Raw genomic sequence first — 15,445 nt, forward strand, 5'->3', positions numbered from 1 at the left:
TTTAATATTAGTATGCAGTACTAATACAACCTAAACACCTAACAAATGAGTTTTTTAGATTCAGTCCTTAAGGTATTTGTTGGCGATAAGTCGAAACAAGACGTTAAAGCCATCATGCCTATAGTTGAAAAAATTAAAACATACGAAGCGGCTCTAGAGCAATTATCTCACGATGATTTACGGGCTAAAACAGCTTACTTTAAAGAAAAAATAGCCGAAGCTAGAAAGCCGCTGAATTCAGAAATTGAAGACCTTCTTAAAAAAGCAAACGAAACAGAGGATATTGATCAACGGGAAGATATCTATTTAGAAATTGACAAAATTAAAGACACCATTTATACGGTTACGGAAGATGTATTAAACGACATCCTTCCAGAAGCCTTTGCTGTAGTTAAAGAAACAGCAAAACGTTTTGTTCATAATACAACCATTCCGGTTACTGCCAATACCTTCGATCGTGAAATTTCCGGTGAAAAGGATTATATAACACTAGAAGATGATCAAGCCGTTTGGGCAAATTCTTGGGATGCTGCCGGGAAACCAATTACTTGGGACATGATTCATTATGATGTCCAATTAATAGGTGGTATTGCTATGCACCAAGGTAAAATTGCCGAAATGCATACAGGTGAAGGTAAAACATTAGTAGCTACACTGCCGGTGTATTTAAATGCACTTGCTGGCAGAGGTGTGCATTTAGTAACAGTAAATGATTACCTAGCCAAACGTGATAGCGCGTGGATGGCACCAATATTTGAATTCCACGGCATGCGTGTGGACTGTATTGATTACCACCAACCCAATTCTGCGGCTCGTAAAAAAGCCTATTTAGCAGATATTACCTACGGAACAAATAACGAATTTGGTTTCGATTATTTACGGGATAATATGGCGCACGCACCAGACGATTTAGTGCAACGCCCACACCACTACGCCATTGTAGATGAGGTGGATTCGGTTTTAATTGATGATGCTAGAACACCATTAATTATTTCAGGACCTATTCCACAAGGTGATCGTCATGAATTTACAGAATTAAAACCAAAAGTAGATAGTATCGTTTCGGTACAACGTAAGTACCTGGTTGGTGTTTTAGCAGAAGCTAAAAAATTAATTGCAGAAGGTGATACCAAAGAAGGTGGTTTTCAATTGTTACGTGCCTACAGAGGTATTCCTAAAAACAAAGCATTAATTAAGTTTTTAAGTGAAGAAGGGATTAAGCAATTACTTCAAAAAACAGAAAACTATTACATGCAAGACAATAACCGCGAAATGCCAAAAATTGACGCGGAATTGTACTACGTTATTGAAGAAAAAAACAATCAAATTGAATTAACCGATAAAGGAATTGAATTCCTATCGGGGGAAGATGACCCGAATTTCTTCGTCATGCCGGAAATAGGTATTGAAATTTCTAAAATTGAAAATCAAAACTTATCATCGGAAGAGGAAGCCAATTTAAAAGAAGATTTATTTAGAGATTACGGCATTAAGTCAGAACGTATTCACACCTTAAACCAATTACTAAAAGCATATGCCTTGTTTGAAAAAGACAACCAATATGTGGTAATGGACAATAAGGTGATGATTGTAGATGAGCAAACGGGTCGTATCATGGATGGGCGTCGTTATTCTGACGGTTTACACCAAGCCATTGAAGCTAAAGAAAATGTAAAAATTGAAGATGCTACCCAAACATTTGCAACAGTAACCCTTCAAAATTATTTCAGAATGTATCGTAAACTGTCCGGTATGACGGGTACCGCTGTTACCGAAGCAGGTGAATTCTGGGAAATATATAAATTAGATGTGGTTGAAATTCCAACCAACAGACCAATTGCGCGTGATGACCGTGAGGATTTAGTGTATAAAACCAAACGTGAAAAATACAACGCGGTTATTGATGAAGTTACCAAGCTCTCGCAAGCGGGCCGTCCAGTGCTTATTGGTACAACCAATGTAGAAATTAGTGAGTTGTTAGGTAAAATGCTTTCTATTAGAAAAGTACCTCACAATGTATTAAACGCGAAACTTCATAAAAAAGAAGCCGATATTGTTGCCGAAGCTGGCCAACCAGGTCAAGTTACAATTGCAACCAACATGGCTGGTCGTGGTACGGATATTAAATTGTCTGATGCGGTTAAAAAAGCAGGTGGTTTAGCCATTGTAGGTACGGAACGTCATGATTCACGTCGTGTGGACCGCCAGTTACGTGGTCGTGCAGGTCGTCAAGGAGATCCAGGAAGCTCGCAATTTTATGTGTCATTAGAAGATAACTTAATGCGTCTTTTTGGTAGTGAACGTATTGCCAAAATGATGGATAGAATGGGATTGGAAGAAGGCGAAGTGATTCAGCATTCTATGATTTCAAAATCTATTGAGCGTGCACAGAAAAAAGTAGAGGAAAATAACTTTGGTGTTCGTAAGCGTTTATTAGAATATGATGATGTGATGAATTCCCAGCGTGAAGTGGTTTACAAACGTCGTCACCACGCCTTACATGGTGAGCGTTTACGTGTGGATTTAGCTAACATGATTTATGATACCTCTGAAGGTATTGCAGAAACGAATAAAGCCGCTAACGATTATAAGAACTTGGAGTTTGAAATGATTCGGTACTTCTCTATGAGTTCCCCTGTTACGGAAGCCGAATTTGGCAAATTAAGCGTCCAAGATTTAGCGGGTAAAATTTACAAAGCAGCTTTTGAACATTACCGTTCTAAAATGGAACGCAATGCTGAATTAGCATTCCCGGTTATTAAAAATGTATACGAAACACAACGCGATAAATTTAAGCGTATTGTAGTACCATTTACCGATGGCGTAAAAAGCATTCAGGTGGTAACAGACCTTGAAAAAGCCTATGAAACCAATGGTAAACAATTAATCAATGACTTTGAGAAAAACATCACATTAGCCATCGTTGACGATTCGTGGAAAACGCATTTACGCAAAATGGATGAGTTGAAACAATCCGTTCAATTAGCGGTACATGAGCAGAAAGATCCGTTGCTAATTTACAAGTTTGAAGCATTTGAGTTATTCAAAGGCATGATTGACAAAGTAAATAAAGATGTTATTTCATTTTTATTTAAAGGTGAATTACCACAAGAAACTACCGATGCTATCCAAGAAGCACGTCAATCTACTAAAAAAGAAAATCTTCAAACTCAAAAAGAAGAAATTCAAAATTTAGATGAACGTTCTGCTCAAAATAGATCGGCAGGAAACACACAACGTCAACCGGAAGTGGTAGAAACAATTGTTCGCGATAGTCCAAAAATTGGACGTAATGACAAGGTCACTATCAAACACGTAATGAGTGGTGAAAATAAAACAGTAAAATTCAAACAAGCTGAACCACTTATTGCCAAAGGCGATTGGGTATTAGTGAATGATTAAGAACTGATTACATCATATTTATAAGAAAAATCCGAAGTAACCCTTCGGATTTTTTTGTTTCAGGTACTTATAACGAAGATTTAAATAGGTTCAACGAAAACTAAAGCATTATAGCTAAAAACTAAAGCCTTATAACTATTTTTACAGTGGTATCTCCTGATTAATTTTTTTCGATTAATAGCACGTAAACGAAAAAAATATTATGATGTCTCTTATTTATTTAAACAAAACAGTTCGATTTGTTGCACTAGCAATCGTAGTGAGCATAACGTTTTGCTGTTTTAATGGCTATTCTCAAACTATCAGTTTCGGCTCCACGGGCTTAATCAATGAAGGTGTTTTAAACCCAACCTCATTAGATTTTGGCCCGGATAATCGCTTATATGTCTCCCAACAAAACGGACTTATCTGGGCTTATACCATAGAGCGCGATAATGCCAGCGCAGGAAATGGACAATACACTGTAATTGCTAGCGAAGAAATTGCTAAAATCCGTACAGGCATCCCAAACCATAACGATTTAGGTGTTTTTAATCCAAGTCAACAACGTTTAGTCACTGGTATTCTTGCTTCGGGGACAGCTCAAAATCCAATCTTATATGTAACCTCATCAGATTATTTATTAGGTGGTGGTTCAGGTGGAAATGATAGCAATTTAGATACCAATTCTAGTATGATTTCCAAGCTTGAGAAAATTAATGGTGTTTGGGAAAAAACCGATTTGGTAAGAGGTTTACCGCGCTGTGAAGAAAATCATGCTATAAATGGTTTAGACATGTTTGAAAAAGATGGCGAGACCTTCTTATTAGTGGCTCAAGGTGGTCAGACCAATAAAGGTGCACCTAGTAATAATTTTGCAGGAACCCCAGAGTTTTTCTTATCAGCTTCTATCCTTATCGTAAATCTAACACAATTGGAAGGCATGACGGTTTATACAGACCCAAGAACCAATACCGAATACGTGTATGATTTACCAACCTTAAACGATCCCACCCGAATAGATATAGACAACACGCATCCGGATTTCCCCTATCCCGCTGGACACCCCATGCATGATGCTTTTATTGATTTAGGTGATCCATTTGGAGGCAACAACAGTTTAAATCAGGCCTTCCCAGAAGTGGGAGGTCCGGTTCAAATATTCTCACCTGGCTATAGAAATGCATACGATATTCTAGTTACAGAAAATAATAGAATTTACACCTCAGACAATGGGCCTAATGCCCTTTGGGGAGGCGTTCCAAGAATTTATGACATAGCTACAGATACCTATTTAGGTGATGAAAGTACCATTACCTATGACCCAAACATTCATTATATAACAAACGAAATGAATGAGAGTGGTAGTGAGTTTTCAAAAGACCCCCTACATTTTATTGGAACTATTAATGATCCGAATGGCACATATTACGGGGGGCACCCAAATCCTATTCGCGCATTTCCATCCCGTGCGAATGTAATTGCCTATGAAAAAATAAGTGGCTCATGGGTAGCAACCAACACCTATTTGGTAGGCGATTTATTAGTGGGTGCAGAAGGCTATTTTAACTCGTCCTTTTCAATTGCAAATTTCCCAGATTACCCCGAACAGGGCGAATACCTCATGGATGAACCCGTAAGCAGCCCTAAAAATAATATTTTAGATTTTAAAGCGGCTTCCACCAATGGAATTGTAGAATATACAGCTTCTAATTTTGGCGGTGCCATGCAAGGAAATATTTTAACAGCCTCCTTTAATGGCGATATTAATCGGTATATATTAAACGCGGCTGGCGATATGGTTTTAGAACAAGAAGTGCCTTTTAATGGTTTTGGAAGTATTCCTTTAGATGTTATTGCTTTAGGTGATAATTCCATTTTCCCTGGTACGGTTTGGGCCGTAACCTATGGTGCTAACAGCATAACCGTTTTTGAACCTTCTGATTTAATTTGCCTGCAACCTGGCGATGTAGGTTATGATCCCTTAGCGGATAATGATGGTGATGGTTATACCAATCAAGATGAAATAGATAATGGCACTAATATTTGTTCGCAAAGTAGTAAGCCGAAAGATAATGACAACGATAGTATTTCCGACTTAAATGATCCAGATGATGATAATGATGGCATTCTAGATGTCAATGATGCCTTTGCTTTAGATGCCAATAATGGAACCACCACAAACCTACCTGTAGATTATCCCTTTTGGAATAACGATCCAGGAACAGGTTTATTTGGCTTGGGTTTTACAGGTCTTATGTTAGACCCTTCTGGCACGACAGACTATCTCGATCAATTTAATGAACAAGAAATGTCCTTTGGTGGTGCTGCCGGAAAAGCAACTGTTGATGCCGTTACTGGAGGGGATGCTTTGGAAGGTTTAAACAATCAAGATTACGGCTTTCAGTTTGGAATAAATGTGGATAGTAATTCCAACCCCTTTACGGTTCACGCCAAAGTAGAATCGCCTTATTTTGGTTCCAATGGGAGCCAGAATGACCCTGTTGACTTTCAATCCTACGGTATGCAAATAGGTACAGGTGATCAAGATAACTATCTGAAATTTGTGTTTATGAATGGAACGCTAAATAATGATGCGCTTCATGGGTTACAACTCCTGATAGAATCCAATGGGGTAGTTACATTAAATACGACTTATGATATACCTGATATTATAAATTCAGGATCAGTAGATTTATATATTTCTGTAGATCCTGCCACGGGATTAGCACAGCCCTTCTACTCCACTAATAATGGGGAAACTTTAAGTTTACTGGGACCAACCATTTTGTTACCAAGTGATTTTTTAGACCCGTTAGATGCTAAAGGAATGGCGGTTGGTATTATTTCTACCTCCCGATCGGCTACAACCCCAAACCCATTTACAGCAACTTGGGATTTTATTGAAGCTTACGAAAACCAAAATGGGGTCGTGTCTATAAACCCAACGAATTTAGATTTTGGATTAACACCGGTTAACAACTCCCAACGCAGCAAATACATTGTTTTAAATAATGAAGGTGGACCAACCGATGATGTGATTAGCGTAACAGCTCTAAATTTTGTTGGAACCAATGCAGCTTCGTTTTCTTCAGATATAGCCCTACCTTTTAATATCAATCCTGGTTCTTCCGTAAAAATTCCAATCGATTTTATTTCCGATAATATCGTGGGGGTTAAAACCGCCAATATGGAAGTGATTCATTCCGGTGTTAACACGGCTGTTTCTATGACTTTAACAGGAGAATTAACAGATATTTACACGCCTTTAGTACGTATTAATGCTGGCGGCCCGCTGGTTTTAGCAACTGATGGCGGTCCAGATTGGGAGGACAATACGACTTCAACTGGCGATTCGTATACGGTTTCTTCTGGCTCCCCTTATTCTTCAACCGAAGTATTTTACGAAAATCGTGACGCATCCATTCCGAGTTATATAGACGCTAGTACCTATTACGATGTCATGCATATTCAACGAAGTATTAGCGATCCGGCCTATCCTATGATTTTTTCTATTGCCGTACCTAATGGGGATTATATAGTAAACCTGTATTTTGCAAACCTATACAATGGTACTTCCAATCCTGGCGAACGTGTTTTTAGTGTGAATATAGAAGATGAACGGCTTTTAGATGATTTCGATATTTCTGCGGAATTTGGTCATCGCCAAGCTGGACTTGTTCAAAATAATATAACGGTCACCGATGGCGTTTTAGAAATTCGTTTTTTCGAAAATATAGAAAACCCCCTAATTAATGGAATAGAAATTTTAGGTATTGCCTATCCGGAATTAGAATTGCAACCCATAGCAGATAGAACCAGCTGTGAACTAGAAATATCTGATTTTCAAGCCGAAGGTTCCGGCGGGAATCCATTAGACAACTTAACATATGCCATCTCCGGACATCCTGCAGGCACGGACATTGAACCTACCAACGGTTTAATTTTTGGTGTCATTGATGAAACCGCTGTATCCGGTGGACCCAACAATGATGGTGTGTATAACGTAACGGTTACCTTAAGTAAACCCGGTAGTCTAGATGTTGAGCAAAATTTTACTTGGACTATTTTAGATGATACAGAACCCCCAATCATTATATGCCCAGATAATATTATAGAAATTCTAGCTAGTGGTATAACCGAAGCTACCGTATTGATTGCAGAACCTACCGCAACTGATAATTGTGCCAGTACCATCACCTACACCGGTGTTCGGTCTGATGCACTGTTATTAACCGATCCGTATCCTTTAGGAGATACCGTTATTTCGTGGACAGCAACGGATGCGTCTAATAATGTGTCCTTAAGTTGTGACCAGACAATATCCATTTTGGAACCTATTTTAATTTCTGCAAAAGCCTATTTACAAGGTGCTGCATTAACGCCTAATTTTGGTGAAGAAACCCTCATGCGTGACGATTTGAGAGTTGCTAATCTCATTCCAACAACGAGTCCGTATGCTGATGGATTAGTATGTGATCCTTCCGTATTCTTAATAACAGGCAATAACGCTATTGTTGATTGGATGTGGATTGAAATTCGAGATGCTAATACAAACACCTTAATTGTTGATGCCAAATCTGGACTCCTACAACGTGATGGGGATATTGTAGATGTTGATGGTATTTCGCCCATAAATTTCCAACAAATATCAGCTGATTATTTTATTTCTGTAAACCATAGGAATCATTTAGGGATTATGAGTGCAACCACAATAACGCTTTCCAATGTAACCTCTGTCGTCAATTTTACCGATGGCAGCATTACTACTTTTGGACTAGAAGCTCAAACAAGTTTCGGAATGCCTACAGGTATTTTAGGCATGTATGGAGGCGATATTAATGGAAATAATCAAACGCGTTATTTAGGCCCTAATAATGATTCGGCTAGTTTAAAAACAATTGTTTCAAATGCCGCTGGCAACGCGACCAATAGCAACTATTTCCCATATACAGCATATAACACAGGTGATATTAACTTGGATGGTATTGTACGCTATTCAGGACCTGGGAATGATAAAGGTCTATTAAAAAATATTATTACAAATCACATAAATAATCCGGCATCAAATTATTATCCAATTTTAGAACAAATGCCAAATTAATTAAATACAAAACGTCATGAAAAAACTATATATAACGGCATTCCTATTAGTAATAAGTATTACTATCCATGCACAAGCAACCTATGAGTTTAGTCTGTCATTTGTTGGAATTAATGCAAATACAGGTAATTACCAAATGGCCTTATTAGCCACACCTAGTGAACCAGTTACCAACCATAGCACCGACGATATGGGCGCAGGTTTTTATGTCCCCACAGGTTTAACCATCGGGAATTTTGTAACAGGCAACTCCAATCTTCCAGCCTCCGAATGGGCATCTATGTCCATGGGACCGGGCGTATTTGGTGATGCCTATTTTTTAGGCCGTGATGAAGCGGGTCAGTACTCCGTCATACTAAATGGTGCAGGCCCTTTTGAACTGGTATTATTTGATGTCATTGCCAATCCAAATCCATCAAGTGGTGAAATTCGTTTTGTGGAAAATGGTGACCCTGTCTTTGATACTATCTATATAGAAAATTACATCAATATTGCGACTCAAAATCTGTATTCTCAAAATAATCCTTTGGCCAACGCTATTAGCTTTCAAACACTAGATTTAGATGCCGTTAATTTGAAGGAAACTATCAACATTTACCCCAATCCTGTATCTGAAATTTTATTTATCAAAACAACAAATTCTATTAATAATATAGAAATATTTACACTATTAGGAAGTCAAGTACTTAAAACAACGAGTGCTGAAATTGATGTAACTAACTTCCAATCCGGAACCTACATCCTTAAAGTACAAACCGATTTAGGCCAAACAATAAAAAAATTGATAATTAACTAATTAATATAGTTTTAATAGGAGATTAGGGTCTGGGCAATTTTGTAAAAAATGGTCCAGATTTTTTTTGTTGCAAACACCAGGATAATCTCCTTCAAACCCTTCCAAATCACGAATTATCTGAAAATGTAAATGTGGCGCATAATCACCATTTACTTCAGCGGCACCAAGGGTTGCTATTTGTTCGCCTTGTTTAACGGCAGCTCCCACTTTTTTGTCGGTTAATGAATCCAAACTTAAATGACCATACAAGGTGTAAAAAACAACATCATTAATTTGATGTTCCAAAATTAGTGTCGGACCATAATCACCATAGTTAGCATTATTGGCAAAGCTGTGAATAACACCTTCAAGTGGCGATAAAACAGCTGATCCTGCTGCAATCCACAAATCTAATCCTAAATGAATATTACGTTCGGTATCGGCATTTTGCTGATTGAAATAGGTACTGCGTTTATAAATGTTCCGTTTTTCATTATAACCGCCATAAGCAACTTCTGCCCGTTTTTGATGGCAATAATCGTTTATAAAAACAGCCCAAGCTTGAGAGGAGGACACATCAAAAGTGTGTAGTGATAAATTCTGTTCCGATAAATCTATGGATACATATTTGGACAAGGGTATGTTTTTATCTAAAACAAAAAGAGGCATGGAGTTAATGCCATGTATAAAAGAAGAAAAGGGAGTTGAGTTCATAGTATGTAAAACTCAAAAATAGGAAACTAATCCATAACTATATGACTATATTTTGCATTAACAACAATCGTTTTGTTGTTGGAAATACTACCAGAATTAAAAGAAGAAACAGCTTGCCCCTTCGTGTTTTTAGGATGCTTGAATTGCGAATACTTACCGTGATACTGTAATTTATAATCGGCTTGAGCCAGTTTTAAATTTGCATTGCTATTATCTAATGTAATATTAATAGTCTTAAAGTCATCCGTTATTTCACTAATGGCTAGGTCTCCAAAGCTACCATTAAGAATAGCATTACCAGACAGTTTATCAATATGGATATTGGACGAATTAGAATTTAATACAAGCCCATTTACATTTTGTATGGTTGCCGCTTCCACAAAGTTCAATTCTAAATTACCGTTCTGCCAATCCTTTATTAAAAGGGATGAATAAGATGCATTGATGGCGGTTTGTTCGCCATCAATGCGTGATGCTAAAAATTTAGTGTGATTTAAATCCGCCTGGAGATTATGAATAATAGAAGTGAATTTCATTTCACCATGTCTGACATTCAGTTTTAATCTGGCGTCTTTGGGAATTTTTATTTTAAGTGTTTTTTTAACTTTCATATTTTTCCCCATGTCTGAATCAAACATGGCTCGATATTTAGCATCTTGCTTTTGTCGTATAGATTCATGCTTATCATGTTCTTTTTCCATGAGCTTTGCACGTTCTTCCATTTCTTTTCCAATTTGTTCACCCCAAGTTTCCATTTCTTTGCCAAACTGTTCGCCCCATTTTTCCATGCTTTCACCAAAGGATTTTCCAAATTGTTTGCCCCAAGCTTCCATATCTTTTTCAAAGGTTTTTCCAAATTGCTCACCGAATTTTTCACCCCAAGCTTCCATGTCCTTTTCATATTTTTCAAAAGCCTCTGTGTCCACTTTTTTTGCCCAAGCCTCCATTTTTCTAGCATACGCATCGCCATATTTGGCACTGTATTCACGACTCCACCTATCCATATATGCTTCGCCTTCATTTTTATAGCGCTCAAAATCAAAATTGGTAGTATTCATGCCTTCTGGCAAATCCGGTAGTTTCGGCATATTAGGCATTTTAGGCATATTGGCCACGTCAAGGGATGCCATTAAACCATCAACCAATGGCATAATAGGCATGTCTGCTAATTCAATTTCCAAATTCTGTAAAGCATCTACTGATTGAACATCAAAAAGACTCATACTATCGGACCAACTATCACCTTCCGAATTAGATTTTATTGTGATATAATCTTTGGAACCTTCCACCTGGACCTTCCAAGCATCCACATGTTTTTTTAGTGCTTCTTTTGATAGCGCGTCACTTTCAATATAGGCTTCAACTTCAATAATATCTTTATTCCAAGTATCGATGATTATGTTGGTATAACTCGCATGTATATCGAGGGTTACATCATCATTAACCTGTAAGGTTTGCGATATTTTATCTACACGCTGTTGGGCATTTATACTACCTGCAAAAAGTAAGCAGAGAAGCAAAAATTTTATGTTTTTCATAATACTAATGTTTTATACGTTATTTTTCTTCTGATGTGAATCAGAGTTTTTTAAACTGTGTAATTGGTCTTTAAGGCGATACATGAGATTTAATCTAAATTTCAAATTTGTTATCAATGCACTTACCGTTAATTCATTGGGACCTTGCTCGGTTAACTCAACAGACAATCGTTTATACTCCGCATTTAAAGCATCTAAACGCGATATATAGCCATCAATGAGATCTTTATTTTCTGAAGTTAAGGTCACTTTGGACAACTCCAAATTAATATTTGCCAAATAATAATCCTCTACTTTTTTAAAGTCAGGAGAAATATCGCCTAGTGTTTTTAAAGGTGATTTTTCAGGAGCAACTTCAACAACCTGATTCGTTTTAACGGGTTCATTCAAAACAGCATACATACCAAAACCCAATCCCAAAACAATTACAACACTTGCTGCAATTTGCATCCATAAAAAACTATGCTTTTTCTTTTGTGGAAAGCTTTTGTTCAATTTCTGCTGAAAACGAGCTTCATGTCCTGAAGGCATGACAGTTTTGGTTTCCGCATTATTCTGTTTGAGTAAATCTCTAATATCGCGTGCCATTTTTTTTCTGTTTTAATAATTCTTGTAATTGTAACTTACCTCGGTAAAGTTGTGTTCTGGAAGAAACTTCGGTAATATTTAAAATATCTGAAATTTCTTGATGATCATAACCTTCCAGTAAATACAGCGTGAGAACCAATCGATATTTATCTGCTAAACTTGAAATAGCGTCTTTAACATCCACAACTTCCACGGTATCGTCTACTAACCAATTGTCATTACCCGAGTCCACCACATTTAAATGCGCAGCTTCAAGTTCCACCAGTTGGTGTTTTTGTGCTTTTAACATGTCTATACTCGTATTAATAACAATGCGCTTTAACCAGGCTCCAAAAGTAACTTCTGCTTGATACTGATCCAGTTTAGAGAACGCTTTAATAAAGGCATCCTGAACAATATCTTCAGCTTCGGCATCATGCTTTACAAATCGTCTTGCAACAATATACATACCTTGGCAGTACTGGTTGTATAACTGCATTTGTGCTTGACGGTTGTTTGCTTTGCATTTTTCAATAATTTCAAGTTGAAACATGCTTTACTTTTTGGTTTTAATGGTTTGGTTCATCTTAATGACGATGAAAAAAGTGATGTGTTGCAAAAATCCGCATCTTTTTTTCAAGATTAAAAATAAGTCTTAAAAAAATGTGATAGCTCTTCATTAAAAATAACATTTGAAGTATCTTTATATCATTAATTAAAATACCCTATGAATAGATTTTTTAAATGGTTTTTGGGATGCTTATTTCTAATTGCCATCAGTTTGTTTTTATATTCCTTTTTTGTGGATGGCAGTTTACTTGCACCACGAAAAAGTCCAATTGATACTGTATCCTTTTCTAAAAATGATTTACAGCTAGATATAGTTTATAACAGACCCTCTAAACGCGGTCGCGAAGTTTTTGGTGGTTTGGTTCCTTATAAGCAAGTTTGGCGAACAGGTGCCAACGAAGCCACAACCTTTAAAACGAGTAAAGCCTTAAAAATAAACAATGATTCGCTTCCTGCGGGAAAATATACCCTATGGACCATTCCAAACGATTCTACATGGCAAGTTATGTTTAATTCCAAACAATATGCTTGGGGAGTTGATACAGAAATGAAACCCATGCGTGAACCCGAATTTGATGTCATTACCGTTACCGTTCCCGTGGAAGACACAGGAGTTACGGTGGAACAATTTACAATTGGGTTTGACAATGCATTAGATCAATTATCACTAACTATGGCTTGGGATGAAACCAAAGTAGCCGTACCAATAGAAACTTTTGACTAAAAAAACGTCACATAAAAAAGCACTACAAGAACAGGCTGGTGTTTCGCAACCCGAAACCATCAATCAGGCTATTATTGATGCTATACGTAGTCGAAGAGATGTAAAACCAACAACTCCACAACTTATTGAACGTATTTTAAAAGGTGATATAACAGCTTTAAGTCGCGCAATAACCTTAATTGAAAGCAAAAACAAAAATCATGCTGATCAGGCCCATGCTATTATAAAAGGCTGCCTTCCTTATGCTAATAAATCAGTTAGAATTGGGATTACAGGTGTTCCTGGTGTTGGAAAAAGTACATTTATTGAATCCTTCGGAACATATTTATCCAAAGCAGGAAAAAAAATTGCCGTTCTAGCTATTGACCCAAGTAGTTCTATTACAAAAGGAAGCATTCTAGGCGATAAAACCCGAATGGAGGATTTAGTAAAGGACACGAATGTCTACATCAGGCCATCGCCATCAGGGGAATCTTTAGGTGGTGTGGCGCGAAAAACTCGGGAAACTATTATCTTGTGTGAAGCTGCTGGTTTTGACACCATATTAATTGAAACCGTTGGCGTTGGTCAGAGTGAAACGGCAGTTCATAGTATGGTAGATTTTTTCCTGCTCCTTAAATTAGCAGGTGCTGGCGATGAGCTACAAGGCATTAAACGCGGTATTATTGAAATGGCCGATTCTATAGCCATTAATAAGGCCGATGGCGAAAACATGAAAGCCGCTAAAATTGCTAAAGTAGAATTTAATCGCGCATTACATCTATATCCAGCTAAAGATTCTGAATGGCAACCCAAAGTATTATTATGTAGCGCCTTGCATGATGAAGGAATAGATACCGTTTGGGAAACTATAGATAAATATGTGACTCAAACGCAAAGCAATGGATACTTTGAGCAGCGACGTCATAAGCAAAATAAGTTCTGGTTAATTGAAACCATTAAAGACCAACTGCATGCGGACTTCTTTAATAATGAGGTCATTAAAAAAGCATTAAACGTACAGATAACATTAATTGAGGCGCAGAAAACAACACCTTTTGCTGCTGCGGATTATTTATTGCAGTTAAAACCGGAATTATAGAAAATTGGTTTTATACCAAGCTACCTGCTTTTCCACACCTTCTAATAAGGTGGTTTGCGGATTATAATTTAGTAAGCTTCTCGCTTTATCAATAATAGCTTTGGTTCGTAATTGATCACCAGCTCTAGCAGACACATGTTGAATAGCAATATTCATATCCATAACTTGAGCAACCGCATCAATACCTTCTTGAGTGGTATGTTCTACTTCAGTTCCAAGATTTATAATTTCACCATCAACAACATCAATAGCGTCCATAACGCTAACAACACCATCTACAATATCATCCACATAGGTAAAACTGCGTAAATGTGTAGAACTGCCTTGGTATAACGGAAAAGCTTCTTTATTAAATCCGCAAGCAATTAATTTGGTATACATTTTTTCAGGACGTTCTCGAGGTCCAAAAACAGAATATAAACGCAATGAACAAGACTTCAATTGTTTTTCACGCGATTTTTGAAGTACCAATTGTTCAGCCGCCAATTTAGTAACACCATAGTGTGAAGCTGGTTTTGGCGCCACATCTTCTGGAAAAGTTGCTTGCAAGCCGTAAATGGAAGAAGTGCCTATATTTACAAATAACTTTAAATCGTTTAATTGCAAGGCAAAATCTATTATGTTTTTTGTAGCAATAATATTATTGGTGAAATAGTCTTCAAAAGTTGATGTGGAAGAAATACCAGGTTGAGCAGCAAAATGAAAGATGAAATCAATATCCTTTGGTAAATTGTCGTTCAAATTATCAGAACGTAAATCCAATTTCAAAACAGGAATACCTTTGTTATTTAGAGCTTTTTCATTTAATTTCTTTAAAGATTCGCTATAATACGGCGAAAAATTATCCACACCTATTACATCATGTCCCATGTCTTTTAAACGTTCAGCTGTATGCGAGCCTATAAATCCCACTGCACCAGTAACTAGTATCTTCATAAATCTAATTTCTATTACAAAGAAACAGTTTTTTTTCTGTAAGATTAGAATTCTA

General features: G+C 37.1%; 10 protein-coding genes. 5 read left to right on the top strand and 5 right to left on the bottom strand.

Translation table 11 applies throughout. The features are described 5' to 3' along the window. Positions 1-45 precede the first annotated feature (45 nt). The 3 genes from secA to GMA17_RS08270 all read left to right on the top strand — a co-directional run bounded on the left by secA (position 46) and on the right by GMA17_RS08270 (position 9,281). A complete protein-coding gene (secA, locus tag GMA17_RS08260) occupies positions 46-3,402 on the top strand; it encodes a preprotein translocase subunit SecA (RefSeq protein WP_248395133.1) in 3,357 nt (1,118 codons plus the stop codon). Positions 3,403-3,604: 202 nt separating this feature from the next. Beyond that, positions 3,605-8,485, top strand: coding sequence for a malectin domain-containing carbohydrate-binding protein (locus GMA17_RS08265; RefSeq protein WP_248395134.1), 4,881 nt, complete (start codon positions 3,605-3,607; stop codon positions 8,483-8,485). A gap of 16 nt (positions 8,486-8,501) precedes the next feature. After that, the gene (locus GMA17_RS08270; protein ID WP_248395135.1) at positions 8,502-9,281 is read left to right on the top strand and encodes a T9SS type A sorting domain-containing protein; all 780 of its coding nucleotides are present in this window, start codon (positions 8,502-8,504) and stop codon (positions 9,279-9,281) included. Here GMA17_RS08270 and GMA17_RS08275 read toward each other — a convergent pair whose 3' ends face one another. The 4 genes from GMA17_RS08275 to GMA17_RS08290 form a co-directional block, all read right to left on the bottom strand. Beyond that, the gene (locus GMA17_RS08275) at positions 9,282-9,896 is read right to left on the bottom strand and encodes a peptidoglycan DD-metalloendopeptidase family protein (RefSeq protein WP_371922354.1); all 615 of its coding nucleotides are present in this window, start codon (positions 9,894-9,896) and stop codon (positions 9,282-9,284) included. A 104-nt stretch (positions 9,897-10,000) separates the two neighbouring features. After that, complete coding sequence (locus GMA17_RS08280) at positions 10,001-11,512, bottom strand: YggN family protein (protein WP_248395137.1); 1,512 nt, start codon at positions 11,510-11,512, stop codon at positions 10,001-10,003. Between the two features lie 12 nt (positions 11,513-11,524). Further along, a complete protein-coding gene (locus GMA17_RS08285) occupies positions 11,525-12,100 on the bottom strand; it encodes a hypothetical protein (protein WP_248395138.1) in 576 nt (191 codons plus the stop codon). Next, a complete protein-coding gene (locus GMA17_RS08290) occupies positions 12,084-12,632 on the bottom strand; it encodes an RNA polymerase sigma factor (RefSeq protein ID WP_248395139.1) in 549 nt (182 codons plus the stop codon). Before GMA17_RS08290 ends, GMA17_RS08285 begins: the two co-directional genes overlap by 17 nt. Positions 12,633-12,806: 174 nt before the next feature. Here GMA17_RS08290 and GMA17_RS08295 point away from each other — a divergent pair, with 174 nt between their 5' ends. Next, complete coding sequence (locus GMA17_RS08295; RefSeq protein WP_248395140.1) at positions 12,807-13,373, top strand: DUF2911 domain-containing protein; 567 nt, start codon at positions 12,807-12,809, stop codon at positions 13,371-13,373. After that, the gene (gene meaB / locus GMA17_RS08300) at positions 13,366-14,454 is read left to right on the top strand and encodes a methylmalonyl Co-A mutase-associated GTPase MeaB (protein ID WP_248395141.1); all 1,089 of its coding nucleotides are present in this window, start codon (positions 13,366-13,368) and stop codon (positions 14,452-14,454) included. Before GMA17_RS08295 ends, meaB begins: the two co-directional genes overlap by 8 nt. On the opposite strand, the gene GMA17_RS08305 is transcribed toward meaB, so the two are convergent. Further along, on the bottom strand, positions 14,449-15,390 hold the full coding sequence (locus tag GMA17_RS08305; RefSeq protein ID WP_248395142.1) for an NAD(P)-dependent oxidoreductase: 942 nt from the start codon (positions 15,388-15,390) through the stop codon (positions 14,449-14,451). The genes meaB and GMA17_RS08305 overlap by 6 nt on opposite strands. Between the last annotated feature and the right edge of the window lie 55 nt (positions 15,391-15,445).

The organism is Bizionia sp. M204 (assembly GCF_023205095.1).
In the GTDB taxonomy this organism is placed as follows: Bacteria; Bacteroidota; Bacteroidia; order Flavobacteriales; family Flavobacteriaceae; genus Algorimicrobium; species Algorimicrobium hallyeonense.

Excerpts from the sequence above, each read along its gene's own strand:
- GMA17_RS08270 (WP_248395135.1), top strand. The coding sequence starts at position 8,502 with ATGAAAAAACTATATATAACGGCATTCCTATTAGTAATAAGTATTACT.
- GMA17_RS08280 (WP_248395137.1), bottom strand. The coding sequence starts at position 11,512 with ATGAAAAACATAAAATTTTTGCTTCTCTGCTTACTTTTTGCAGGTAGT.
- GMA17_RS08265 (WP_248395134.1), top strand. The coding sequence starts at position 3,605 with ATGATGTCTCTTATTTATTTAAACAAAACAGTTCGATTTGTTGCACTA.
- GMA17_RS08295 (WP_248395140.1), top strand. The coding sequence starts at position 12,807 with ATGAATAGATTTTTTAAATGGTTTTTGGGATGCTTATTTCTAATTGCC.
- secA (WP_248395133.1), top strand. The coding sequence starts at position 46 with ATGAGTTTTTTAGATTCAGTCCTTAAGGTATTTGTTGGCGATAAGTCG.
- GMA17_RS08305 (WP_248395142.1), bottom strand. The coding sequence starts at position 15,390 with ATGAAGATACTAGTTACTGGTGCAGTGGGATTTATAGGCTCGCATACA.
- GMA17_RS08285 (WP_248395138.1), bottom strand. The coding sequence starts at position 12,100 with ATGGCACGCGATATTAGAGATTTACTCAAACAGAATAATGCGGAAACC.
- GMA17_RS08290 (WP_248395139.1), bottom strand. The coding sequence starts at position 12,632 with ATGTTTCAACTTGAAATTATTGAAAAATGCAAAGCAAACAACCGTCAA.